The organism is Selenomonas sp. oral taxon 138 str. F0429, assembly GCF_000318175.2.
Taxonomy (GTDB): domain Bacteria; phylum Bacillota; class Negativicutes; order Selenomonadales; family Selenomonadaceae; genus Centipeda; species Centipeda timonae.
On record NZ_KB290930.1, the window covers coordinates 339335 to 364579 of the forward strand.

A 25245-nucleotide genomic window follows, 5' to 3' on the forward strand; every position below is an offset into this window, starting at 1 on the left:
TTCCTCACAGCTTCAAAATTGGTGCATACTTCTGTATGAATTTCTTGATTCCTTCGCCCGGGAACGCAATCGTCAGCTCTGCGTCCTCGCCCGAGCCGCTGATTGCAACAACGCGCCCGTCTCCCCATTTGCTGTGGCGTATGGCGTCACCTGCCGCAAATTTCGTCTCTGTGTCGGGGCGGATGACACTCCCGTCCTCTGCTGTATGCTGCGGCGGCGGGGGCAGATAGGAGCGCCGACCACCGCCGCAGCCGCGTCCCCATACATCGGAACGCCCGTGTGAACTCCCCGCATCCGCAAAGAAATCCGCCGTCTTATGCTCCACAAGCTCCTCGGGAATCTCCGCGAGGAAGCGCGAGGGGCGCGACATCTCCGTCCGCCCGTAGATTGTGCGCTGACGCGCATATGTGAGATAGAGACGGCGCTCGGCGCGTGTAATGCCGACGTAGCAGGTGCGCCGCTCCTCCTCGATCTCCGTATCGTCGAGCAGGGTGCGTGAATGCGGGAAGAGCCCCTCCTCCATGCCCGCCACGAAGACGGTCGGGAATTCCAGTCCCTTTGCCGCATGGAAGGTCATGAGAGTTACGCTGCCCTCCGACTGCTCCGTCTCATCCACGTCGGAGATGAGCGAGATCTGTGCGAGGAAATCCTCCAGCCCGTTCTCTCCCTCTTCCGCGCCGTCTTCGAAATTCTTTGCCACGCTGATAAACTCACGCAGATTCTCGAGACGGTCGCGATTGTCCTCCTTCGGATCGTCCTCGAGTGCGGCGGCATAGCCCGACTCCTCAATGATGTCCTCGACAATTTCGTGCAATGGCCGCGTGCCGAGCTGTCCCATGTAGGTAAAGACGAGGGCGGAGAAATCCTCAAGCTCGAATTTTACCTTTGCAGAGAGCTTTGGAATCGTGCTGAGGAGCTGCTCGTCCGTGATAAGTTCAAAGAGGGAGATACGATATTCCGCCGCCTTCTCGATCATGCGCCCGAGGGTTGTTTGACCGAGTCCGCGCTTCGGCACGTTGATAATGCGCAGGAGGCTCAACGTATCGCGTGGATTGTAGATCACGCGCAGATAGGCAATGATGTCCTTGATCTCGCGGCGGTCATAGAAGCGCACCGCGCCGACCATGGAATACGGAATGCCCGTTGCGTAGAACGCTTCCTCGATGTTGCGGGACTGTGCGTTCGTACGATAGAGAACGGCAATATCGCCATATTTCGCGTTGAACATCGTGTGCAGACGCTCCACTTCGCGCACGATGAAGGCAGCCTCGTTCTTCTCCGTCCCGCCCTCATAGACGGTGATGGGATCACCCGTAGGATTGTCCGTCCAGAGCTCCTTCTTCTTGCGCGTCAGATTGTTCTCAATCACGGCATTCGCCGCTGCGAGGATGTTCTTAGTCGAGCGGTAGTTCTGCTCGAGCAGGATCACCGTCGCTTCGGGATAGTCGCGCTCGAAGTTCAGAATGTTCCTCATGTCCGCACCGCGCCAGCCGTAGATCGACTGATCCGCATCACCCACAACGCAGATATTGCGGTGTCCCTCGGCAAGCAGCTTCGTAATCGCATACTGTGCGCCGTTTGTGTCCTGGTACTCATCCACGAGGATGTAGTGAAATTTCTTCTGGTACTTTTCACGCACCCCAGCGTTATTTGTGAGCAGCTCCACCGTCAGCATGAGCAGATCGTCGAAATCCAGTGCATTGTTTGCGCGCAGCTTCGACTGGTAGAGCTCGTAGATCTTTGCCACCTGCTCCGCAAAGAAATCCGTCGCCTGTGCCGTGAATGCCTTGACATCAAGCAGGCGGTTCTTCGCATCCGAAATATGAGACTGGACGGCGCCCGGTGCCGTATGCTTCTCGTCGATATTCAATTCCTTCAGGCATTCGCGGATCAGCGCCTTTGAGTCCGAGGCATCATAGATGACAAAGTTCTTCGCATAGGTGCCGAGCTGCTCGATCTCCATGCGCAGGAAACGGGCACAGAAGGAGTGGAACGTGCTCAGCCAGACATCGTGCGCAGCATCCCCGATCAGCGTGTCCACACGGTCGCGCATTTCGCGCGCCGCCTTGTTCGTGAAGGTGATGGCAAGAATACGGTACGGCGGAACCCCCTGCTCCAAGAGGTTTGCAATGCGGAAGGTCAGTACACGCGTCTTGCCGGAGCCGGCGCCCGCCACGATGAGGAGAGGTCCCTCAAGGCAGGCAACGGCCTTTTGCTGTGGCTCGTTCAGCCCCTGAAATAGATCCATGGAAACTCCTTTTCCTGCAATAATTTTCCTGCAATAAGAAAGGCGGGGCCGCCACATCTGGCCAACTCCGCCCCTGCCGTCATAGAAATATTTACCGTTACGTCTTGATCCGCTTGACCGCCTCCGAGAGCGGCGGGATGATCTGCTTCTTGCGCGACATGACCCCGGGCAGATAGAGATGCGTCCCGCTCGTATCCTTGCGGAAAGCCTCGCCGATCAGCGTGCGCGGCGATCCCGTGAAGAGCAGATAGGTCGCCTCCTCGAGGATGTCCGTAATCATGACGAGGCTCAGGTCAAACCCTTCGGAGTCGCAGATGCTCTTCATCGCAGCGAGGAGCTCGTCCTCCTTCGCCATGATTTCCTTCGTATCCATGACGGAGGTCTGACTGACAATGACGCGATATGCACCGATGGTGAATTCCTTGAGATCGTTGCGTACAATCTCCATCGGAGACATATTGCCGATGCTGGAGCCTGCCTTGAGCATCTCGAGTCCGTAGGTGTTCAGATCGACGTTTGCAATGTCCGCGAGTCGTTCTGCCGCCTTCTTGTCCTTCGGCGTGCAGGTCGGGGACTTGAAGAGCACGGTATCCGAGATGATCGCCGAGAGCAGAAGTCCTGCGATCGACGGCGGGATGTCGATGTCGTTCTGCCAGTGCATATTCGAGACAATCGTCGCCGTGCAGCCGACCGGCTCCGCGTGTGTGTAGATCGGCTCGCTCGTGCTGATGCCGCCGAAGCGATGATGGTCGATGATCTCGATGATCTTCGCCTCCTCGATCCCCTCGACCGCTTGATTGCGCTCGTTGTGATCCACGAGGATGACCTGCGCCGGCTCCGAGACAACGAGGCGGTCGCGGCTGACAAGGCCTACGATGCGCCCGTTTTCCAGCACGGGGTAATTGCGGAAATTCGTCTCCTCCATCGTCCCCTTGATATCCGAGAGGAGGTCGAGCGGCTTGAAGCAGACGGGATTGTCGTGCATGATCCGCCGAATTGGGACGCACTGGTTGATGAGACGCGCCACAGTATAGGTATCATACGGCGTCGAGAGCACGAAGATCCCGCGTGCCTCTGCCTCCTCAAGTGCCTCTGCGGGCACGCGCCCATCTCCCGTCACAATCAAGCAGGCGATGCCCTGCTGAATGCAGGCGAGAATCGTCTCTGTCCGACGGTCGCCGACGAGCACAATGTCGTTTTCCTTGATGAGCTTATGGATAGTCTCTACGCTGCCGGCGGCAATGCGAATCTGTCCCTTGATCGTCTCGCCCTCTTCCCCGGCGACGAGCACATTGCTGTCCGTTGCACGGATGATGTCGCGATAGCGCACGCGCATATCCGAGAGATTCGTCATGCCGAGCTCTTGGAAATAGCGCTTTGCAAGATCGCTGACCGAGACGATGCCGACGAGAATGCCCTTGCTGTCCGTCACGGGGATCGAGCGCAGATCGTTCTCGCGCAGCACCTCGCCCAGATTGCGCAGGGTGTCGTGCTGACGAACGACAATCTTGCAGTCCATCGCAATGTCCTTGACGCGCGGATAGAGATCGGGAATGAGGAGCGGCTGCTCGACATGGAAATACTCGAGTGCGAACTTCGTCTCCTTATTCACCTTACCGGCACGTGCCGCAACAGCATTGACGCCCATCGCCTGTTTCAGATGCGCGTATCCGACCGCAGAGCAAATGGAATCTGTATCCGGATTGCGGTGCCCGATGACGTAGATCGGCTTTGCAACATTCAAGATGATACCTCCCTATCGCGGCTTCCACATGCCGCACACTTTGATTCCCATTATAGCATACTCACGGATGTGATTCAATTTTTGCAAAAATAAAAAGATGTGGGCGCTCGCAGGAATACGCCGACATCTAAAACTATACCTCAAATGCGTTCTTGATTGCGTGTACTGTCCATGTGTCGCCGACAGCGTAGACCTCAAGCACATCAAAACGGCAATGCGCGTTCTCCATATGGCGCTCACGCAGGTACCAATATGCCGTCTGTACGATTTTTTGACGCTTACGGTAGTGAACCGACTCTGCAGGCGTTCCGCAGCGGATAATGCGGCGCGTCTTCACCTCGACAAAGACAAGTGTTCCATGATCGTCTGCGATGATGTCGATCTCGCCGATTTTGCACCGATAGTTGCGCGTGAGGATGCGGCAGCCCTGTCGGCGCAGATACTCTGCAGCACAGGATTCTCCCTGATCGCCGAGCGTCTTGTTGCTCATGACGTGGGTCTCCGATCACCCATGTGGCGGTCAATGCGGTAGACGTGTGCAAGTACTTCCGCAATCGTACGGTAGAGTTCGGGCGGGATTTCGCGGTCGATCTCGAGCGCCATCAGCATATTGACGAGGGATTTGTTCTGATAGACGGGGATTCCGTTCTTTTTTGCCTCTGCGAGAATGCGGTCAGCGACAAGCGAGCGCCCCTTTGCCGTCACTCGCGGGGCACGGTCGTTCTTCACATCATATTTGATTGCAACGGCGCGCTGTTCCTCTGCCTCCGGCATATCCTCGACAGGCGAAGTGTCCTGATCCCAATGTTCCGCCATCTCTCACCCATCCTTGTGCCTACTATCGTTCGTCCATATTATACAGAGGCGCAGCGTTCTCCGTCAAGCGGGGAACGCGACTTGTCTCCGTCAGTTGGTAAAGAAACGGCGCTCACCGATTGCGCCGATCTGGATGCCCTCGATGACGAGCGATGTACCGTCCGCCGTCTCCCGTATGCTGTCGAGCGCATTGCGAAACTCCCATGCCGCGTCTGCGTCGGAGAAATAGAGCCGCATATCGACGTGATTTTTCTCGTAGATGCGGTTGATGAGCTCCACCGTACCGATGTTGTCCGTGAGCACGCAGATGCGCAGCCACGTCTCCTTTTTGATGCGATCCGTTTCCTCGTCCTGATGCGCCTCATCGTAGACGTGGATGTAGGCGGGATATTCGGATGCACCCATAAAGAGCGGCATGACGAAGTTCATCGAGCGCTGCCCTGGCTGAGGCGCGGCATTCTCGCCCTCGAGCGCGTTGCGCATGGTGAGGGCGAGTGCGGCGACATCCCTGCCCGCACGCTTGTATTGTTCCGCCGTCATCCTGCGCGTCTTTACGATATCCGCCATCTGCATGAATGCCCAGAGACGCGGGAGGTCGGGAAGCTGCTGCTCGAACGCCGCCTGACGCACCGTGCCGGGGATATTCGCCTGCGTCAGCTGGATGAGTTGCTGCAGCTGCTTCGCATCTCCCTCGCTCATCGTCTGACTGCGGCCATTTACAAAATTTTGCAGCAGAAGTGCCTCGCGTTGGCTAATGTTCTCGTTTTGCAGGAGAGTCTGTGCGAGATTGCGCAGGACATTCATCGTCTGCGGCGTGTTCTCCATCGTCTGTGTGAAGAAGCGCGGAATCGCAGTCTGCATCTCGGGGGACTTCATCTGTGCAGCGGCTTGTGACGGAGATTTTGCTGCATTAGCAAGTTCCGCCTCAGCGCCCGTCTGTGGACGTGCGGACTGCGCCGCCCCCTCTCCCTGCGGAGCGGATTTTGCGGATTGCATCTGTGTTTCCGTGTTGGTTGATGCTCGTGTGCCCACATCTGCGGAAGGTTTGTTTTCAGGAGTGGTGGCAGGGTCGCCCTGACGTGGCACTGTATTTGTCGGCTCTTTGCCCGTCTGCAAGGGCGTATTGGTATTCCCTGTCGGTGATGCAGTATTCTGTCCACGCTCGGCGGGTGTCGTCCCCGTTTGGGGCAGCTCGTTCGTCATCGCTTTCTGTGCGCTGCCCGCCTCATTGGAGGATGCCTGTGCATGCTGCGTAGGAGAAGTATTGGACTGTGCAGGGGCTTCGCCCGCGCCCTTTACGACATTTTGCGGCATCATATCTGCCGCCTTTCCGACGGCCTCCTGCGGCATATTCGCCACCTGTCGGACAGCAGCAGACGTATTGTCCTTTGCCATCGCCTCGGGTGCCGTCCCCGTCTGCGTGCGTGTCATCTGCTGCTCGGGCAGTCCGTCCTCTGAGAGTGGCGCATTTGTATTTTGCGCAGACGAAGCAGTCCGCGTCTCCTGCCCGCCTGCTGATGGCGCAAGAGTATTTTGTGCATCGTCGCCCTGCATATTCGCATTCGTCGGCTGCGGAGCTGTGGCTGTGCCTGACGGATTGCGTGGCATGAGTAGCTGAACGAGTTGATTCAAAAAGGAAAGCGAGGTTGAACCTGCTCCACCAGATGTGGCGGCAGAGCCCTGCGCGTTCAGCTGGGCAAGAAATGTCTGCAATTCCTTCGGCAGCAGCTCTGAGTTTCCTGTGTCGAGGAGCTGGAACGCTGCCTTTGTCAGCATGATCGGCTCGAATGTTGCGCCAGATTCCTTTGCAAGCGCGGATTTCAGACCCGTCAGAAGCGCCGCGAGATCGTCTCCGACACGCGGGATACTCCCCTCTGTCTCCGCCATCGATCCGAGCTGGTTGAGCATGCGCGCAAGCGTCGTCAGCTGATCGGTCGAAAAGCGCTGACTCGCGGCTGTGCTGCCGAGTCCCTGTCCGAGCGTCGTCTCGATGGAAAAGGACTGCCGTATCATATTCTGGATGACTTCCTTGAGTTCGGCGGGCATCTGCTGCACATTCGTCTGTTGGCGTCCGCTGATCTTCGAGAGAACATCCGATATATGGTCGATGGCTGTCTCAATCGAGACATTCGTCCGCTGACTGAACGCAGCAGACGAATCCCCTTGATCACCGCGGCTCTGCACTCCCTCGGGCGTACGCCCGGGCGTAATCCGCGGAGTGGAGGTAATTGCGGCAGATGCAGTTGTTGTATTTGCTTCCATCGACACGGTATTCACAGCCTTTTCTATTCATTTAATATAGAGCGGATCGGCTCAAAGGATTTGCGATGCAAGGGGCATACACCGTGCGTGCAGATGGCATCAATGTGTTCGCGCGTTCCGTAGCCCTTATGTTTTGCAAAGCCATAGTGCGGATATTCTCTGTCGTATTCCTTCATCAGGCGGTCACGCGTTACCTTCGCCATGATGGATGCCGCCGCAATCGACGCAGACTTGGCATCCCCCTTGATGATGGACTTTGAAGGCATTGTGAGCTTCGGAAGCTCTACCGCGTCGATCAGGACCTCGTCCGGCGCAGGCGACAATGCGGCAATCGCCTCGTACATCCCCATCCGCGTTGCCTGCAATATATTCATGCGATCAATCGTCTCTGCATCAATCAGAGTGACGTGATAGGAAATCGCAGCATTGACAATCTCGTCGTACAGCGCCTCGCGCACGGTAGCAGAGAGCTTCTTTGAGTCGTTGAGGCGCGGTAGATGGCATTCCTGCGGCAAAATGACGGCGGCAACGGCAACGGGACCTGCGAGAGGGCCGCGTCCAGCCTCGTCTACGCCCGCAACAATCGTGCGTCCCGCCTCTGCTGCAGCGCGCTCATATGCATACATCGCATGCAACCGCTCACGTTCCTTCTGTGCCCTTTCGTAGCGACATAGAATTGTCTGAACCGATTTTCTTGAGTCATGCCGACAGAGTTCGATGAACTCTGCTGGGGCATCGCCTTGGAGAAATACGTTCTCTATTTCTTTTATCGTCATTTTCTCCATTTCCTTTACCGCACATCTCCGTCGAATGACATGTCAGGCAAGGAATCCAATGTGACGCGACCGAGGCGTCCGCTGCGAAAATCCGTCAGCACGATCTGTTCCGCCTTTTCGTAGTCGATCTTTCCGCCCGCCCGCAGACAGCCGCGTCTTCGTCCGATTTTCTCAAGCAGCTCTGTGCCGGACGGCAGGTCTCCTTCCATGCGATAGCGCGCCGCCAAATCGGCGGGGTATGCTTCCCGCAGCGTATTGAGCAGCAGGAGGACGACGCTCGCCACGTCGTAGACATTGTCGTTGATTGCGCCCGTAAATGCGAGGTGAAGCGCCGCCTGCTGATCCTCGAATTTCGGCCAGAGAATCCCCGGCATATCGAGCAGTTCCAACTGCGCTCCGAGTCTGATCCACTGCTTTGCACGCGTCACGCCGGGGCGGTTCTCCACCTTCGTCTTCGTTCCGCCCGACAGACGGTTGATGAGGGAGGACTTGCCCACATTCGGGATGCCGAGGATCATGCAGCGCGCCGCACGCGCCTTTGCACCATACTGAACGAGTTTATCCGTCTTCGGCTTTGCACATTTTGCAATCGCCTGTACGAGCTCCTTCACGCCGTGCCCCTTCACCGCATCCACAGGCACTGCCGTGATCCCCTGCGCCGCAAAATATTTTACCCATGTGCGCGTTGCCGCCTCATCCGCAAGATCTGCCTTGTTGAGCACGATAAGGCGCGGCTTCTCCCCCACGATCTCACGCAGAACGGGATTCGCCGAACTCAGCGGAATCCGCGCATCCAGCAGCTCTAAGACCACATCCACAAGCTTCAGATTCTCCTTGACGAGCCGCTCTGCCTTGCGCATGTGCCCCGGGTACCATTGCAGGCTCGGGATGTCGATTACGTGGTCATTATCAATCATTATATATTCCTCTCAGACTTTGATTTTACTGGCGTTCATCATCATGCGAATATATATGGTGCAAGAAAATCATAATTCATCATTATCTATACTATACCATAAAACCGCCCGGAGCATCACCTCCGGACGGTCAAAACGAAATTTTTCTATTCGATTCCATGACGCTCCATATACCGCATGAGCAGATCAGTTATGTTGTCCCAATCATCATCAGATACCTTCCCGAGCTTCTTCAGAAAGTCAGATACGGGAATGACGATCGTTTTGCTGATCCGCGCTGTCGAAATATGCTTCAAGGGAATTTCTGCCCAGTCAAACACCTCGATGTCATATTCGTCTCGCGGCACTGTCGAAGTGAACGGAATTGACATTACGACGGCTCTATCGCCATCAACATCAATAACCAGAACAGGACGATACTTCCCCTCATCGGGGTGATCCTCATACCGAACTCAAGCAGACCATACTTCGCGCTCTTTAATTCGCCGCTGCAACGTACCGAGCCTCCTGATGATCGCTCTCGTGCTGATCGGCATCCCACACCGTATCATTCATCCAAGGATCATCCTTTGGGAAGATACAATGCCCTTGCGCATCATGCTTGCAGTTGTCATACGCCACTGCATACATTTCACGGCGATGCTTCTCCATGAATTTCTGAAAGTCTCGCATTGCGTCCACCTCCTATGTTTATCCCTATTATATCAGATTTATACAGATAATGATAGATGGTTAGTGATTAAGATAAAAACCGTCCGGGGATATAGGCTGTACCTTTGTAGATTATCTCTCCGGCAAAGTGAAGAATGTACTGTAAAATACTTGTCTTCCACGTGTTTCCATCGAAAATCATTTTCTCACGATGTCCATTCAAATGGATTTTCGCATAAGAAGCGCCACATTTTCAACATGCGAAGTCTGCGGAAATAAATCTACGGGCTGGACTTCCTGCGTGATATAGCCGAGGTCTTTTAATATGGCGAGGTCACGCGCGAGTGTGGCGGGATTGCATGAGACGTAGACGATGCGCTGCGGTTTCATGTTGGCGAAGGTGCGGAGGACGATTTCGGTGCAGCCGGCACGCGGCGGATCGACGACGACGACATCGGGACGAATACCCTGCTTGTAGAGTGCCGGCATAACGGCAGTGGCGTCCCCCACGATGAACTCGGCGTTCTTCACGTGATTGTCGCGTGCATTTTTCCGCGCATCGAGGATGGCGGGCTGCACGATCTCGATGCCGTAGACCTTACGCGCCTTCTGTGCAAGGAAGAGGGTGATCGTACCCGTTCCACAGTAGGCGTCGATGACGGTCTCCGTGCCGTGCAGATCGGCATAGGCGAGTGCCTGCTCGTAGAGACGCTCCGCCTGCCTCGTATTGACCTGAAAAAAGGAGCGCGGGGAGATGTGAAAGTTCAGCCGTCCCAAGGTATCCAAAATGGTTGGTCTGCCCCACAGCAACTCGGTATCACGCCCCATAATGACGTTGTTCCGATAGGTCTGGATGTTCTGATGCACGCTGACGAGATGCGGTAGCCGTTCGCGCAGAAGACGGACAAAATCTTTGGCATGCGGCAGCTGCTTGGTCGCTGTGACAATGACTGCCATCAGCTCGTTGCCACGTCCGACGCGTCCGACGATGTGGCGCAGGATACCCTTGTGCGTGTCCTCGTTGTAGACGGAGATGTGCAGTTTTTCGGCAACCTCGCGCACGGTGTTTGCGAGTTCGTTGTTCGCACTGCGCTGGATGTGGCAGTTCTCCGTGTTGATGATACGATGGCTGCCCTGCGCGAAGCAGCCGACGATGAGCCGCCCCTTATGCAGGCCGATGGGAAACTGCATCTTGTTCCGATAGTTCCATGGGGCGTCTGCGCGCAGGGTTTCGTTCACGAGAATCTGCGGCAGTTTGCCGATATGCGTCAACGCGTCCACGACCTGCGCGCGCTTGGCGTGCAGCTGCTCCTCATAGGAAAGGTGCTGAAGCTGACAGCCGCCGCATTCGTCGTAGATTTCACAGAGCGGTGTGACGCGTGCAGGGCTCTCTTGCAGGATTTTCTGGATGCGTCCACGTGCATAGGTCTTTTTAACCTCTTCAATTACAGTAAGAACGCGTTCATTCGGCAATGCCTGAGGGATAAATACGGTGAAGTTTTCGTATCGCCCGACGCCCTCGCCACTCGTTCCAAGCCGCTCGATGCGGATTTCATAGCTCTGTCCTCTGCGGACGGGAATCATCTCTGCGGATCGCTTCGTCTTCTCTTTTGATTTCATCGCTCTGCAAATGTCACCTTTTCAAATAATTCCATTGGATGTTTCAGGAGGATGTCTGCGCCGTGCTCGGTCAGTTCCTCAGCCGGACGAAAGCCCCAGAGGACGCCGACAGAAAACGCGCCTGCATTGCGTGCCGTATCCATATCCACGCTCGTGTCACCGAAATACAGAGTCTTATCCCCTGTAACGCCCATATTCTTCATGATATGAAGCACCTTGCTCGGGTCGGGTTTGCGCGGCAGACCGTCCTGATCTCCGATGATTTCGCAGAACATCTCGCGTGGAAACAGCTCCTCCATGATTGCCTCTGCCGCAGACTGATGCTTATTGGTGCAGACTGCCATCGGAATGCCGCGTCGCTGCAGTTCCTCCAACATGTCCATAATGCCCTCATACGGTTTCGTCTGATCGAGCAGATGCGCTGCATAGCATTCCTTGTACTCCGCGATAAAATTACGCACAAATGCTGCATCCGATGCACGGTCTTTGGGCAGAATCCGCTCGATAAGTCTGCGCGATCCATTGCCAACAAAGTAGCGGTATGCCTCCACATCATACACGGGAAATCCATGCGCATGGAGAACAGCGTTCGCGCTGTCCGCAAGATCATTCAGTGAATCTACTAATGTGCCGTCCAGATCGAATATAGCTGCTTTATACTGCATGGAAATACCCTCCTTTGAAAAAACAGCCTTTCCCCTGCGGAAAGGCTGTTTTCATGCTGTCAGCCGAGTTTTTTTGCCAAGAGTTCGTTGACCATCTGCGGGTTTGCCTTGCCCTTGGACTGCTTCATGACCTGTCCGACAAGTGCCCCGATTGCCTTCTTATTGCCCCCCTTGTAGTCCTCGACCGCCTTCGCATTTGCGGTGATGACCTGATCGACAATATCCTCGATTTCCTTTGTATCCGTGATCTGGACAAGCCCCTTGTCCTTCACGATTTTTTCGGGCACATCGGGCGATGTCCACATCTCCTTGAACACGGTCTTGCCTATTTTCGAGGAGATTGTACCCTTTGAAATGAGGAGAATCATTTCGCCGAGGCGCTTTGCATCGACAGGAGATTCCTCGATGGTCTTGCCCTCTGCGTTAAGGTTTTTCGCGAGATCGCCCATCAGCCAATTTGCCGCGAGCTTTGCGTCCGCTCCTGTCGCAGTGATGGCATCGTAGTACTCCGCCATTGCGCGCGAACTCGTAATGATCCCTGCGTCATAGGCAGAGAGCCCCGCCTCGTCCATCAGCCGTACACGTCTCGCGTCGGGCAGCTCGGGCAGCTCCTTACGGATTGCCTCGATCTCCTCTGCGCTCGTCACGATCGGCGGCAGGTCAGGCTCTGGCATATAGCGGTAGTCGTGCGCCTCTTCTTTGCTGCGCATGGAGAGGGTAATGCCGCGCTCGGGATCCCATGTGCGGGTTTCCTGTATGATATGACCTCCGTCCTCGAGCACCTCAGTCTGACGCTCGATTTCGTAGTTGATTGCATCTTCGAGCGCCTTGAAGGAGTTGATGTTCTTCACCTCCGTGCGCGTGCCAAGTACATCCGAGCCGACGGGACGCAGGGAGACGTTGATGTCTGCACGGAGGTTGCCCTCCTCCATACGGCAGTTGGAGACGTCGATGTACTCCATGATCGTCTTGATCTTCTCCATGTAGGCGCGCGCCTCTTCTGCCGAGGACATATCCGGCTCGGAGACGATCTCGAGCAGGGGGACACCCGTGCGATTGTAGTCCACATTGGACGAGGCGGAGTCCTTGATCGTCGTGCCGGAGTGCACGAGTTTGCCCGCATCCTCCTCCATGTGGATGCGCGTCAGGCGGATGCGCTTCTTCCCCGCCTCCGTGTCGATGTCCACCCAACCATGCTCGGCAATCGGAAGATCGAACTGTGAGGTCTGAAAGTTCTTCGGCAGGTCGGGATAGTAGTAGTTCTTGCGATCAAACTTGCTGTACCCGTTGATCGTGCAGTTTGTCGCAAGCCCCGCCTTGATGGCATAGTTCACGACATGGCGATTGACAACGGGCAGAACGCCGGGCAGTCCGAGGCAGACGGGACAGACATGCGTATTCTGATCTGCGCCGAATCCCGTGGCACAGCCGCAGAAAATCTTGGTCTTTGTCTTGAGCTCGCAGTGAATCTCAAGGCCGATGACGGTTTCGTATTTCATGCCCTTCCTCCAATCGGCGCCATTTTCGTATGAAAGTCATGTCCCTGCTCATAGGCGTATGCCGCGCGCAGGATCGTCTCCTCGGCAAGCGGACGCCCGATGATCTGCATTCCGATGGGAAGTCCGGCAGCAGTGAAGCCGCAGGGTACGGAGATGCCCGGGAGCCCCGCGAGGTTGACCGGAACGGTCGAAATATCCTGCAAGTACATCTGGAGCGGATTCGACATCTCGCCGATTTTATAGGCTGGGGTCGGTGCGGGCGGCGTCATGATAACATCGACCTCCTCAAAGGCGTGCGTGAAGTCCTGCTGAATGAGCGTCCGCACCTTGAGCGCCTTGAGATAGTAGGCGTCGTAATAGCCTGCAGAAAGTGCATAGTTGCCGATAAGAATGCGGCGCTTGACCTCTGCGCCGAATTTCTCCGTGCGCGTGCGTGTCATCATGTCGACGAGATCTTCACCGTCCACGCGGGCGCCGTAGCTGACGCCGTCGTAGCGTTCGAGATTCGTCGCAGCCTCGGCAGGCGCAATCAGATAGTAGGTCGATACGGCATAGTCTGTATGCGGCAGGGCGATCTCTCTGACCTCCGCACCCATCGCTTCAAAGTCGGAAATCGCCTTGCGGACGGACGCCTCTACCTCGCTGTCCATGCCTGCAACAAAATACTCCTTGGGCAGACCGATCTTCAGCCCCTTCACATCTGCACGAAGTGCTTCTGTATAGTCAGGAACCGCCGCCTTGCTTGCGGTCGAATCCATCACATCATGCCCTGCAATCACATTCATGATATGTGCCGCATCCGTGACATCGCGCGTGAGAGGCCCGATCTGATCGAGCGAGGAGGCATATGCCATGAGCCCATAGCGGGAGACACGCCCATAGGTCGGCTTGAGTCCGACGATGCCGCAGAACGATGCCGGCTGACGGATCGAGCCGCCCGTATCGCTGCCGAGTGCCCAGATTGCCGTGCCCGCCGCGACCGCCGCCGCACTGCCGCCCGAGGAGCCGCCGGGAACGCGCGACGTATCCCACGGATTGTGCGTCGGCTGGAATGCCGAGTTCTCCGTTGAGCCGCCCATTGCAAACTCATCGAGATTCACCTTGCCGAGAATGACGGCATCCTCCGCATGGAGCTTCGTCATGACCGTTGCATCGTAGGGCGGAATGAAGCTCTCCAATATTTTCGATCCTGCCGTCGTCCGTACAGACTTCGTACAGATATTGTCCTTAATTGCGCCCGGAATTCCTGCGAGGAAAGAGATCTCCTCTCCCGCCGCAATCTTGGTATCCACGCGATTCGCTTCGGCAAGGGCTGCTTCGCGCGTCTCCAAGAGATATGCACAGACCTCGCCCTCAACGGCATCCATGCGTGCACATACATCCTCGATCAGTTCACGCGCAGAGATCTCCTTGCGCGTCAGCATATCGTGAAGGATATGCGCCGGTTTTTCATATAGACTCAAAACAGATCCTCCTTAGCCTTCGAGTACCTTCGGCACCTTGAAATAGCCGTCCTCCTGCAGCGGGGCGTTCGAGAGCGCCGCCTCATTGGAAAGGGACGGGCGCACCTCGTCCGCACGGAAGACATTCTCGATGGGCAGAGCATACGTCGTCGGCTGCACATCGTCTGTATCTACACTTGAGAGATTATCCACATACGAGAGAAAGTCTCCCAACGATTTCAGCGCCTCTTCCTTTTCCTCCGCAGGAATCGCAAGGCGAGAGAGATGCGCCGTAGTCGTGAGATCCTGTTCCGTTACATTCATTACCTACACCATCTTTCTTAGCAATATCCGCATTATTATACCAAATCGCCCCGCAGGTATCAAATGGAAATCATCATGCCGTTGGCGGTCGTATAAAATCCTCCTCGAGCGCGAGCAGCATCTCACGCAGGAGTTTGAGCGCCGTTGCCGTCGACGTGCCGCTCGGATCGAGCGGCGGCGAGAGTTCCACCATATCACAGGCGACAATATTGCAGCCGTGGATAACGCGCAGCGTCGCCTTCATGAGATCGACAAAGGTCACGCCGCCCGCCTCCGGTGTCCCCGTTCCCGGGAACGCGGAGGGATCGAGTACGTCCAGATCAATGGTGAGATAGACGGGGCGATCCTTGACCGCTTCGATTGCCCCTGCAAGTCCGTCAAAGGTGAAAGGGCGAAGATTCGTATGTCCCTCGCGCGCCCACTCCCACTCCGCACGCTCTCCGCTGCGGATGCCAAACTGATGAATTCGTCCGTCTCCCAGAATATCCCAGACGCGGCGAATCACAGTTGCGTGGGAGAGATGGTTGCCGAGGTATTCGTCGCGCAGATCCGTATGCGCGTCAAAGTGGATCACGGCGAGATCGGGATGCTTCTCCGCCGCAGCCCGGATCGCAGGAAGGCTGACAAGATGCTCGCCGCCGATGAGCAGAGGAAGTCTGCCGTCCGCAAGCACATTCGCGGCATAGCTGTGTATCATATCGAGTGCACGCGCGGTGTCGCCGAAGGGCAGCTCCAAATCGCCGCCGTCAAAGACGCGCGCATCCTCGAGATCGAGATCCTGATAGGGGCTGTACGTCTCGAGCCCATACGACTCTGCGCGCATCGTACGCGCGGCGAACCGCGTTCCGGGGCGATAGGATGTCGTCGAATCAAACGGCGCGCCGAAGATCACGATATGGCTCTCCTCGTATGTGCCATCGCAGCCGAGAAAGGTTTCAATGTTCCGGTTCCACATCTTCGAGTATCTCCTCCACATAGTTCGGCAGGGCAAAGGAAGCCGCATGTAGCTGGGTATTATAGTAACGCGTCTTGATGCCAAGTGCCTTCCAGCGTGCAAAGTCCACGCCCTCCACGGGACGGCGGCTCTTGGATGAGAAACCAAAGAGCCAGTGCCCTGATGGATAGGTCGGTATATGCACCTGATACACACGACTGAATGGGAATGAATGGACAATGCGCTGATGCATCCGCTGCATTGCATAGGCATCCTGCTCGTAGAATGGGCTCTCATGCTGATTGATCATAATGCCGTCCGCGCGCAGCGCCTTGAAGCAGTTCCCGTAGAACTCCTTCGTGAAAAGCCCCTCCCCCGGCCCGAACGGATCGGTCGAGTCCACGATGATAAGATCATAGGCATCGATCGGCTTGCGTACGAAGCGCAGACCATCCTCATAGTGAATGCTGACACGCGGGTCAGAAAGTCCCGAAGCTGTAGACGGCAAATATTCCCGACAGACATCGACGACCATTTCATCGATCTCTACAAGGTCAATATGACGTATGGACGGATAGCGCAGAAGCTCACGCACAGTCCCGCCGTCCCCGCCGCCAATGACGAGGATATCCGCAGCCTCTGGATGTACGCACATGGGCACATGCGTAATCATCTCGTGATAGATGAACTCGTCCTTCTCCGTCAGCATCATATAGCCGTCGAGCGTCAAAAATCGCCCGAACTCGGGTGACTCAAACACATCAATGCGCTGAAACTCGCTCTGGCCGCTGTAAAGCTGGCGGTTCACACGAATCGAAAAGCGCACATCGGGCGTATGTTGTTCCGTATACCAAAATTCCATAGTCTAACGCTCCGTCATCACATTGAGCCTCTGTATGCTCATATCCTCGGGCCCCGTGATCTGGCAGCCCTTTTTCTTCGCGTAGCGAATATAGGTCAGGATTTCTTCCGTAATCTGCTCCCCCGGTGCGAGAATCGGAATACCGGGTGGATAACACATGACAAATTCACTGCATATACGCCCGCAGGTTTCTGCAATCGGAAGTGACTCTTTTTCCGCATAGAAGGCATCCTGTGGTCCGCAGACAACGGTGGGATCGATATACTCCATCCTGAGGGTCTTGGACGAATCCTTGCGGTAGTTGCGCCGAATCTCAGCGAGCGCCGCCACAAGGCGTTCCACATCCTTCGGACGATCCCCGACGGAGACATATGCAAGCAGATTTGCAATATCGCCGAACTCCGTCTGAATGTCATAGTCATCGCGCAGGATGTCATAGACCTCAATGCCGGCAAGCCCCGTCGAGCGTGTAAAGATGGAGAGCTTTGTCATGTCGAAATCGTATACGGCAGACCCGTTGATCAGCTCATGCCCGTAGGCATAATAGTCGCCAATGGCATTGATCTCATCGCGCGCATAAGCGACGAGATCGATGATCTTGTCGATCACCTCCCGACCGCGCAGGGCAAGATTCCGCCGACTGATGTCAAGACTCGCCAGGAGCAGATAGGACGCACTCGTCGTCTGTGTGATGTTGATGATCTGATGAACATAGCCGAGCGGCATACTATCGGCACAGAGCAGAATCGAACTCTGCGTGAGAGAGCCACCGGATTTATGCATGCTGATCGCAGCCATGTCTGCACCCGCATCCATGGCTGCTGTTGGAAGTCGATCGCTGAAATAGAGATGCGTTCCATGCGCCTCATCTACGAGCACTTTCATTCCGTGATCGTGTGCAAGCTTTGTAATCGCGCGCAGATCGGAGCAGATGCCGTAATACGTCGGATTGTTGACAAATACCGCCTTGGCATCGGGATGGCATGCAATCGCAGCCGCCACATCCTCGACGCGCATACCGAGTGCGATACCAAGCGTATCATCGATCCCAGGGTTGACATAGATCGGAATGGCGCCGCAGAGGATGAGTGCGTTGATTGCGCTGCGATGCACATTGCGCGGCATGATGATCTTATCACCCCGCCCCACCGCCGAGAGCACCATCGCCTGTACCGAGCCCGTCGTACCGCTCACCATGAAGAATGCGTGCGCAGCGCGAAATGCCTCTGCGGCAAGAATCTCTGCATCCCGAATCACAGAGACGGGATGACAGAGATTGTCCAGCATTTTCATGGAGTTCACATCGACATCGAGACAAGCTGAGCCAAGGAATGCCGCAAGCTCCGGATTCCCACGCCCGCGCTTATGCCCTGGCACGTCGAACGGGACAAGGCGCGCGCGCTTCATGCGCTCCAATGCTTCCTGAATGGGGGCACTCGTCTGGGAGAGATATGGCATTACTTCTCCTCCGCGAGCAGTTTCGATACAAGGTCATCGTAGCTGTAGTCTTCTGCCAGATCCTTGCTCTTGACCCAGTGCACAGCCTCCTCCACATCCTTCTGTGCAGGCATACCAGCAGAGCGATAGGGCTTGAGTTCAAGTGCATCGCGGGCGGGCGCGGGAAAGCCACTCTTTTCCATCACGAGATCAATATACTCTGTACGCGGCGTATTATTGAGATAGTTGACAGCCTTGTTATAGGCACGGTACATCGCACGTATGGACGCCTCCTTTTCCCGAATGGAGGTATCCGAAAACACAATTATGCCTGGATTGATACCAAGCTCACCCGACCCCGTCACATAACGGCTTCCGGACGCAACAGCAACGCTCGCCATCGGCTCGGGCAGGACTGCGGCTGCGAGATTTCCGCTCTGGAGCATCTCGAGGCGCACGGGAATCTGCGGGATGACAACCTTCGAGACATCCTGCTCCTCAATGCCGTTGACCGCAAGGATCTCATCCGTCACATACTCGATGATGGTATTGCGGGAAATGGCGATCTCCTTGCCGCGCAGATTAGCAGATGCAGCAATCCCGGAGTTCCCGCCGGCAACGAGATTATAATTCCCGTCCGTGTAGGATGTCGCATGAACGGCAAAGCCACCCGAGCGAGCAAAGATGACGGCCAGCAGATCGGAGATTGCACCATCAAGATTCCCACTCTGCAGTGCCGCATCGCGCTCCATTGCACTCTTAAACGGCACGAGCTCCACCTCGACGCCCTCTTCCGCAAAATAGCCATGTTCTGCGGCGATGATGAACGGAATGGAGTCTGTATCGGGCATGAGCCCGATGGTCAGCTTTGAGAGGTTTTTCTCCTTCTCCTGCGGCTGACTTCCGCAGCCCGCCATAAGGAGCAGCAAGCAGGAAAGTGCTGCTGCAAGAAATCTCTTCATCATATATCTCCCTCCCGGTCTCCTCCGGTCGCCGCGTGCTCCTTCGCCATATGCTCACACAGATAGCGCAGTGTCCACAGCGTATTGTAGGGCGTGATCGCCGATTTATACGTAATGCGTGGGATGCCGGCCTCCTCAAGTGCCAGGAGAACCTTCGTCAGACGCTTCCCCTGAATATGCTCGAGCAGAAGCAGGCGGTGCGAAAAGTCAAAATACGTGTCCTCCTGAGGCAATGCGGCTTTATAGCCCTTATATCCGAGCAGATAGCCGACCTTCTCACGCCACGCATCTGCGGGAAGAATCTGCACGCGAATACCAAGCGCACGAAGCGCATCGTGCGCTGTCACAATCTGCTCCTCAGGGAACTGATAGAGCAGGACACGCTCTTCTTTTTTCATCATTACAGTTCCTGTTACTTTGACGCAAGCCCACGCATAAGGAGATAGGTCACGAGTTCATCGAGAGAGACTTCCTCCTCCAACATCTTCTGCTCGAGCGAGCTACGCAACGTCTTCGGCAGACGTACCGTCAAAAAGCCGTTCATCGCCGGCGTCGGCACAGCGTCAGAAGGAGGCGCCGTCTTCTGCGCCTGCTTTTTCTTTGCCTTGGATGCGGATTTCGTCGACTCTTCTGCGGGCTTTTCGGCCACTGCTTTCTTCTTTGGAGAATTTCCTGTATTTTTTTTCACTTCTGCTGTTTTTGCCGTCTGCTCAGCCGTCGGCTTCTGCTTTGCGTTCTTATCCTCTGATGATTTCTTCTTTGCCACGTTCTTCACCTCTGCACTCTGCACATCCTTTTTCTTTGTCTTTCCCATCGTTTTCGGTTCTGGCGGATAGACGAAAAATTCATTGTAGGCATTGCGTAGATCCTCGCTTGCCTGCTTCGTTCCAACGCCAACGATATAGGACGGATCCTCCGCATTCAGGGACTGTGCAATGTCCACAAAATCCGAGTCCGTTGTAATGATAAAGTATTTGCGCACACCTTCCTGATAGAGCATCTGTGCCGCATCATAGAGCGCGGAATCCAGAGAGTTCTTTCCATAGAAGGTGCGGCTGATCTGCCGAAAGGTCAGATCCGGGTATTCCATGAGCCGATCCCATCGCTTCTGCTCGGGATGCGCCTCCCAGTCCGAGACAACGATCATGCGGCAGGGCTGATAGCGCTGTGCCTGATCGATTGTATATTGAAGCATTTCAATCGGTGCGTTCTCAATATCGTAGAGAATTGCCACCGTATCATTGCTCGAGTCGAGCATACTCTCTCCCCTTACTCCATTTTATCTCCGAATGATCGCTTCGCGCGTTGTACGAGGAACGACGCCTCCACTTCGAGTACCTCCGCCTGACGCAGACTGTTTTCGGCGGCACGAATGGTCGCTGCATTCTTATCCGTCATCCATGTTGCGTAGCCCTGCGCATATGCAATATGCAGATCGCAGATCTTGAGGCGCAGCTGCTGCAGACTCTGCATGCTGCGCGGCACGGAGACAGCAGAGAGCTCGTCTCTCCGCTCCTGCCAGTCCGCGAGGATGTCCTGCTCCATGATCTGACGCGCCATATCGCGCGTTGCCTGACTGCCGAGCGCACCCGCACCAAGGACGGAGTAGAGGCGGAGCTGAGCGGCGCCCACCGTCTGGTCATGACGTGCGATGATGGCATTGCTCTCCTCGAGATAGGATTCAATGCGCAGACGGCGCGCCTGCTGCAATACGACGGCATATTCATGCAGATTCTGAATGGATACAACCTGCCAATCCCCCTCTTCGGAGGGGGCGAGCAGGATTTTGAACGTGAAGTCGCTGTCTGCCTCTCCCTGATGTGCGATGACATCTGCCTCGGCGGTCTGCGCCTCATCATTCTGCGTCAGGTTCGCGATCTCGCGGAATGTCAAGTCACGTACGCCGATGCGCGAGAGAATGTTCTCCGTATCTGCAGCCTCATCCGCAGGATTGACAGAAGGCCATTCCCCCGTTGTCAGACGCGTATGTACTGCATCCTTGAGCATGCTGATAAATGCGGGCTTGAGCATTTTGGAAAAATCCTCAAGCGCTGCCGATGCCTCGTGCGAATGACCGAACTCCGCATCCATCGTACCCGTCATAAAGTCATCGTATCCCGTGTCCAACACAGCATCCAATTGGACATGGCGCAGGAAAAGAGCTTCGTCATGCTGATCCAATGCTGATTCAATGGTTCGGAGCGCATATTCCGGCGTCTTCGTATAGATGCGGAAATACCAAAATAGCCCCGATAGCAGCACTGCAACGGCAAGCAGTACAGCACATGCGACCTTTGCTTTCATGGTTCGGCTCATCATCACAATCCCCTCTCCCTATTTACTTTACCGGAAGGTCAGGCAATCACCTCATCGATGACGCCGCCGCCCAGTACGATATCATCCTCGTAAAATACAACTGACTGCCCCGGCGTTACAGCACGCTGCGGCTCTGCAAAACGAACGCATATACTGTCATCCCCGTACGGTGAAACGACTGCCGTCGCCTCCCTTTTCCCGTAGCGGATCTTTGCGTGCACCGTACGCTCTTCGCGAAGCACATCCCACATCGTCCAGAGAGGATGCGATGCAATGAGCTCCTGTGCATATACCTCATCTGCCGCCCCCACAATCACACGGTTCTCGACAGGATCGAGCGCAGTCACATAGAGCGGCTCAGGCGCAGCGATGCCAAGCCCCTTGCGCTGTCCAATGGTGTAGAACGAAACACCCTCATGCATGCCGAGCACATTCCCCGACTGATCGACAATTTCGCCGTGCTGAACAGATGCGGGACGCTTCTTGCGCAGATATGCCTTGTAATCATCATGAGGGACAAAGCAGATCTCCTGACTCTCAGCCTTGTGGGCAACGGGTAGATGATATTCCTCCGCCATACGTCGTGTCTCATCCTTGCTGAAGCTGCCGAGCGGAAACAGGATATGCGCCAGTGTCTCCTGATTCAGATGATAGAGCACATAGGACTGATCCTTTGCATAGTTCTGCGCCTTCCGCAGGCGATATATGCCATCCGCACCGCGTTCAACGCGCGCATAATGCCCCGTCGCAATATATGAGGCACCGAGTTCTGCTGCCTTTTGGAGGAGTGCTCCGAATTTGATATGACGATTGCAGACAACGCATGGATTCGGCGTACGTCCGCGCTGATATTCATCGAGGAAATAGCCGATTACCGTCTGCTCGAACGATGCCATAAAATCGACCACATAATGCGGGATGCCAAGCACATCTGCCACGCGCCGCGCGTCGACAATACTGCTCGGCATCTCTCCGTTATTCTCCTCCGACAGAGCCTCACGGCTGTCCTCTGAGAGACGCATGGTCGCACCAATCACATCATAGCCCTGCTCAAGGAGCAGCGCTGCTGTCATCGAACTGTCCACTCCTCCGCTCATTGCAACCAAGACACGTTCCTGCTTCATCTTACGATCCAATATCCCCCTGCTTTCCCATGACTTAAATTTTCGTTTAGTATAGCATTCGCGCCTTGAAAATACAAGAAATTGTATTTCCATTGCAGACCTACCCAAATCTTGTTTTTTTTGTTAGAATATGAGAGAAAATAAATGCGGGGAGGATGGGCATGCAGATCATAGGCATCATTGCCGAATACAATCCCTTCCATCACGGGCATCGCTTCCAGATCGAAACGATACGGAAGCAATATCCCTCCGCCGCAGTTGTCGCTGTGATGAGCGGCAGCTTCACACAGCGCGGTACGCCTTCTGTCCTCGATAAATGGACGCGCGCGCGTCATGCTGTAGAGGGAGGCGCAGATCTCGTGCTCGAGCTTCCCTTTGTCTTTGCTTGCCGCAGTGCACAGGACTTTGCACGAGGCGGCATCTCACTCCTCTCCCGCCTCGGCATTGTCAGTCACCTTGCCTTTGGCATGGAGGCAGCGGAACTCGCGCCACTCGTCAATGCGGCGGCACGAATTGATGCAGAGCCCGTTCAGAGATGCCTGCGCAAGCATATGGACGAGGGTCACTCGTACGCAGGAGCACTCACGCGCGCACTGACGGCAGATGCGATACTCTCCGAAGAAATGCTGCGTGCGCCGAACAACATCCTCGCCATCGAATATCTGCGTGCCTTGCGGCTTCTGGCACCGCAGATTGTTCCCATCGTCATTCGGCGGAGAACGGCGCAGCATCGCGACACACATCTTCATGCCGGCATTACAAGCGCCTCTTCCATCCGTCGGGTGCTCGCCTCATCATCGCCGCCGTGGGCAGAGCTCAGCGAGAGCCTCATGCCCTCGGTACTGGACGATCTCCGTGCGGCACATGCGCGAGGACTGCCGCAGGAAAATACACTCCTTGACCTTCTGCGTTACCTCCTCCTCGTGACAGACAGCTCCGCACTGACCGAGGTCTATGGCATTGCCGAGGGCATTGAGAATCGCCTCATACAGAGCAGAACAGCGCAGGATTACAGCGATTTCCTCAGAAATGCTGCAACAAAGCGCTATCCGCAGAGCCGCATTGCACGCCTGATCGTCCATCTGCTCCTGCATCTCACCAAAGCGCAGGCGGAGGATTTTGATACGAGCGGTGCCGCAAACATCCACCCCCTTGCGTTCAATACACGCGGGCGCGAACTGCTGCGCATGATGAAACAGCAGGGGCAGCTCCCCATTATCACGCGTACGGCGGAGTTCCTGTCGTCCGCGGAGCGCGGTCAGCCGCAAAGAACGCTCTCACCGCTGCAGCGCATGCTCGCCTTTGATACCCGCGCGACCGAGCTACGTCTGCTGACCTGCCCGACTCCTATGAACGGCAGACGGCGCACAGATTTTATCATGTCACCACAATTTCTTACATAAAGAAAGGAATGTATTATGAGCCAGAATGTGAAACTTTCAACGCTGCTCGTACTAAACACCCTGGATCAGGATCCGATTCTCAGCTTCCTTGAGTGGGATGCCGATGATGTGGAAGTTCAGGCAGAATGTGCCGCCCATCTCATCCGCGCCGCTGAAACGCGCGGGCTCAGCGGCAATCTGCTGCCGCAGTATCTGCTTCATGTATTCACCCATGAGGCGAATCTTGTCTCAGAGACCATGGAGCGGACAGGACTGCCGCCGGGAAGCAGTCTGCGTCAGGCATTCTATCAGGACATCGAGCGCCTCTATCCCCTGCTCACACAGCCGACGAGCAGCTTCCTCGGTGCGCCGTTGTTGGATCATTATGAGCCGACCCAGAACGTATACGACAAGAGCGAGGACTTCCTCCTCCCGTGGATCGAGGCAGCACAGAGCCCGATCGACTATGCCGAGGCACTGCTCACCTACTATGCACGATACGGATATGGCGAGCTGGCGGGACATGTCGTCTTTCATTGGGATGACAAGGCGAATAAGATCCGCGGCATTGCGCATTTTGAGCGTACACAGATGAAGAATCTCATCGGCTACGAGCATCAGAAAGAGCAGCTGCTCCAAAATACGCGTGCCTTTGTTCAAGGGAAGCCCGCCAATCACGTCCTTCTCGTGGGTGCGCGCGGCACGGGCAAATCCTCTGCGGTCAAGGCACTCGTCAGTGAATACGAGGAGAGCGGCCTTCGCCTCGTGCAGGTCACAAAGGAGCAGCTACGCAAGCTGCCCGAGATTATGACGGCGCTGCGGAACTATGCGGGACGCAAGTTCATCCTCTTTCTCGACGATATTTCATTTGAGGACTCCGATGCAGAATTCAAGGCGGTCAAGTCGGCCATCGAAGGCGGTGTCTCTTCCTGCCCGCCGAATGTGCGTCTCTATGCGACCTCCAACCGCCGCCATCTCGTGCATGAGACATGGCGTGACCGCGAGCAGGAAGAACTCTATCGCGATGACAGCATCAACGAGACGATCTCGCTCTCGGATCGCTTCGGTCTCGTCATCCACTACCACACGCCAGATCAGGACGAGTATCTGGCGATCATCGACCATATGCTTTCACAAAAGGGAATTCATCTTTCGCCTGAAGAACTCCGTATTGCAGGTCTGCGCTGGGAGATGACGCACAGCGGACGCAGCGGGCGCACGGCACAGCAGTTCGTTGCCCACTATCTCGGCATTCACTAAGGAA

General features: G+C 55.7%; 23 protein-coding genes and 1 pseudogene. 2 read left to right on the forward strand and 22 right to left on the reverse strand.

Features of this window, described 5'->3' with window-relative positions; genetic code table 11:
• Nucleotides 1-4 precede the first annotated feature (4 nt).
• The 22 genes and pseudogenes from pcrA to mnmA form a co-directional block, all read right to left on the reverse strand.
• The gene (gene pcrA, locus HMPREF9163_RS03130) at nucleotides 5-2248 is read right to left on the reverse strand and encodes a DNA helicase PcrA (protein ID WP_009440203.1); all 2244 of its coding nucleotides are present in this window, start codon (nucleotides 2246-2248) and stop codon (nucleotides 5-7) included.
• A 97-nt stretch (nucleotides 2249-2345) separates the two neighbouring features.
• A complete protein-coding gene (locus HMPREF9163_RS03135) occupies nucleotides 2346-3992 on the reverse strand; it encodes a putative manganese-dependent inorganic diphosphatase (protein WP_037345808.1) in 1647 nt (548 codons plus the stop codon).
• A gap of 133 nt (nucleotides 3993-4125) precedes the next feature.
• Nucleotides 4126-4482, reverse strand: a complete 357-nt coding sequence (locus tag HMPREF9163_RS03140) for a YraN family protein (protein WP_009440206.1) — start codon at nucleotides 4480-4482, stop codon at nucleotides 4126-4128.
• Nucleotides 4479-4808 carry an EscU/YscU/HrcU family type III secretion system export apparatus switch protein gene (locus tag HMPREF9163_RS03145; RefSeq protein WP_009440207.1) on the reverse strand — a complete coding sequence of 110 codons (330 nt, stop codon included), beginning with the start codon at nucleotides 4806-4808 and terminating at the stop codon, nucleotides 4479-4481. Before HMPREF9163_RS03145 ends, HMPREF9163_RS03140 begins: the two co-directional genes overlap by 4 nt.
• 90 nt (nucleotides 4809-4898) lie before the next feature.
• Nucleotides 4899-7070, reverse strand: a complete 2172-nt coding sequence (locus HMPREF9163_RS03150; protein ID WP_198142764.1) for a hypothetical protein — start codon at nucleotides 7068-7070, stop codon at nucleotides 4899-4901.
• 23 nt (nucleotides 7071-7093) lie between these two features.
• On the reverse strand, nucleotides 7094-7855 hold the full coding sequence (locus HMPREF9163_RS03155) for a ribonuclease HII (RefSeq protein ID WP_009440209.1): 762 nt from the start codon (nucleotides 7853-7855) through the stop codon (nucleotides 7094-7096).
• Between the two features lie 5 nt (nucleotides 7856-7860).
• Nucleotides 7861-8763: a ribosome biogenesis GTPase YlqF gene (gene ylqF / locus HMPREF9163_RS03160; RefSeq protein ID WP_009440210.1), complete on the reverse strand. Its 903-nt coding sequence runs from the start codon at nucleotides 8761-8763 to the stop codon at nucleotides 7861-7863.
• Between the two features lie 146 nt (nucleotides 8764-8909).
• Nucleotides 8910-9182, reverse strand: a pseudogene (locus tag HMPREF9163_RS03165) (type II toxin-antitoxin system PemK/MazF family toxin); the annotation flags it as partial.
• A gap of 58 nt (nucleotides 9183-9240) precedes the next feature.
• Nucleotides 9241-9435: a hypothetical protein gene (locus HMPREF9163_RS03170; protein ID WP_009440212.1), complete on the reverse strand. Its 195-nt coding sequence runs from the start codon at nucleotides 9433-9435 to the stop codon at nucleotides 9241-9243.
• 198 nt (nucleotides 9436-9633) lie between these two features.
• Nucleotides 9634-11034, reverse strand: coding sequence for a 23S rRNA (uracil(1939)-C(5))-methyltransferase RlmD (gene rlmD / locus HMPREF9163_RS03175; protein WP_009440214.1), 1401 nt, complete (start codon nucleotides 11032-11034; stop codon nucleotides 9634-9636).
• Entirely contained in the window at nucleotides 11031-11699 is a 669-nt protein-coding gene (locus HMPREF9163_RS03180) for an HAD family hydrolase (RefSeq protein ID WP_009440215.1), read from the reverse strand. Before HMPREF9163_RS03180 ends, rlmD begins: the two co-directional genes overlap by 4 nt.
• Nucleotides 11700-11758: 59 nt before the next feature.
• Nucleotides 11759-13198: an Asp-tRNA(Asn)/Glu-tRNA(Gln) amidotransferase subunit GatB gene (gene gatB, locus HMPREF9163_RS03185; RefSeq protein WP_009440216.1), complete on the reverse strand. Its 1440-nt coding sequence runs from the start codon at nucleotides 13196-13198 to the stop codon at nucleotides 11759-11761.
• Nucleotides 13195-14661 (reverse strand): Asp-tRNA(Asn)/Glu-tRNA(Gln) amidotransferase subunit GatA, encoded by a 1467-nt coding sequence (gene gatA / locus HMPREF9163_RS03190; protein ID WP_037345813.1) that lies wholly within the window; start codon nucleotides 14659-14661, stop codon nucleotides 13195-13197. Before gatA ends, gatB begins: the two co-directional genes overlap by 4 nt.
• A gap of 12 nt (nucleotides 14662-14673) precedes the next feature.
• Nucleotides 14674-14964: an Asp-tRNA(Asn)/Glu-tRNA(Gln) amidotransferase subunit GatC gene (gatC, locus tag HMPREF9163_RS03195; RefSeq protein ID WP_009440218.1), complete on the reverse strand. Its 291-nt coding sequence runs from the start codon at nucleotides 14962-14964 to the stop codon at nucleotides 14674-14676.
• 73 nt (nucleotides 14965-15037) lie between these two features.
• Nucleotides 15038-15919, reverse strand: coding sequence for an agmatinase (speB, locus tag HMPREF9163_RS03200; RefSeq protein ID WP_009440219.1), 882 nt, complete (start codon nucleotides 15917-15919; stop codon nucleotides 15038-15040).
• On the reverse strand, nucleotides 15900-16760 hold the full coding sequence (speE, locus tag HMPREF9163_RS03205) for a polyamine aminopropyltransferase (protein ID WP_009440220.1): 861 nt from the start codon (nucleotides 16758-16760) through the stop codon (nucleotides 15900-15902). Before speE ends, speB begins: the two co-directional genes overlap by 20 nt.
• A gap of 3 nt (nucleotides 16761-16763) precedes the next feature.
• Nucleotides 16764-18218 (reverse strand): aminotransferase class I/II-fold pyridoxal phosphate-dependent enzyme, encoded by a 1455-nt coding sequence (locus HMPREF9163_RS03210; protein ID WP_009440221.1) that lies wholly within the window; start codon nucleotides 18216-18218, stop codon nucleotides 16764-16766.
• Complete coding sequence (locus tag HMPREF9163_RS03215; protein WP_037345908.1) at nucleotides 18218-19159, reverse strand: ABC transporter substrate-binding protein; 942 nt, start codon at nucleotides 19157-19159, stop codon at nucleotides 18218-18220. Before HMPREF9163_RS03215 ends, HMPREF9163_RS03210 begins: the two co-directional genes overlap by 1 nt.
• Nucleotides 19159-19560, reverse strand: coding sequence for a DUF3783 domain-containing protein (locus tag HMPREF9163_RS03220; protein WP_009440223.1), 402 nt, complete (start codon nucleotides 19558-19560; stop codon nucleotides 19159-19161). Before HMPREF9163_RS03220 ends, HMPREF9163_RS03215 begins: the two co-directional genes overlap by 1 nt.
• An 11-nt stretch (nucleotides 19561-19571) precedes the next feature.
• A complete protein-coding gene (locus HMPREF9163_RS03225; protein WP_009440224.1) occupies nucleotides 19572-20417 on the reverse strand; it encodes an NYN domain-containing protein in 846 nt (281 codons plus the stop codon).
• An 11-nt stretch (nucleotides 20418-20428) separates the two neighbouring features.
• Entirely contained in the window at nucleotides 20429-21478 is a 1050-nt protein-coding gene (locus HMPREF9163_RS03230) for a hypothetical protein (RefSeq protein WP_009440225.1), read from the reverse strand.
• A gap of 35 nt (nucleotides 21479-21513) precedes the next feature.
• Nucleotides 21514-22599, reverse strand: coding sequence for a tRNA 2-thiouridine(34) synthase MnmA (gene mnmA, locus HMPREF9163_RS03235; protein ID WP_198142765.1), 1086 nt, complete (start codon nucleotides 22597-22599; stop codon nucleotides 21514-21516).
• Between the two features lie 161 nt (nucleotides 22600-22760).
• On the opposite strand from mnmA, the gene HMPREF9163_RS03240 reads away from it, so the two are divergent.
• Both HMPREF9163_RS03240 and HMPREF9163_RS03245 read left to right on the forward strand, forming a co-directional pair.
• Nucleotides 22761-24002, forward strand: coding sequence for a nucleotidyltransferase family protein (locus tag HMPREF9163_RS03240; RefSeq protein ID WP_037345819.1), 1242 nt, complete (start codon nucleotides 22761-22763; stop codon nucleotides 24000-24002).
• A gap of 15 nt (nucleotides 24003-24017) precedes the next feature.
• Complete coding sequence (locus HMPREF9163_RS03245; RefSeq protein WP_009440228.1) at nucleotides 24018-25241, forward strand: ATP-binding protein; 1224 nt, start codon at nucleotides 24018-24020, stop codon at nucleotides 25239-25241.
• The last annotated feature ends 4 nt before the right edge of the window (nucleotides 25242-25245 follow it).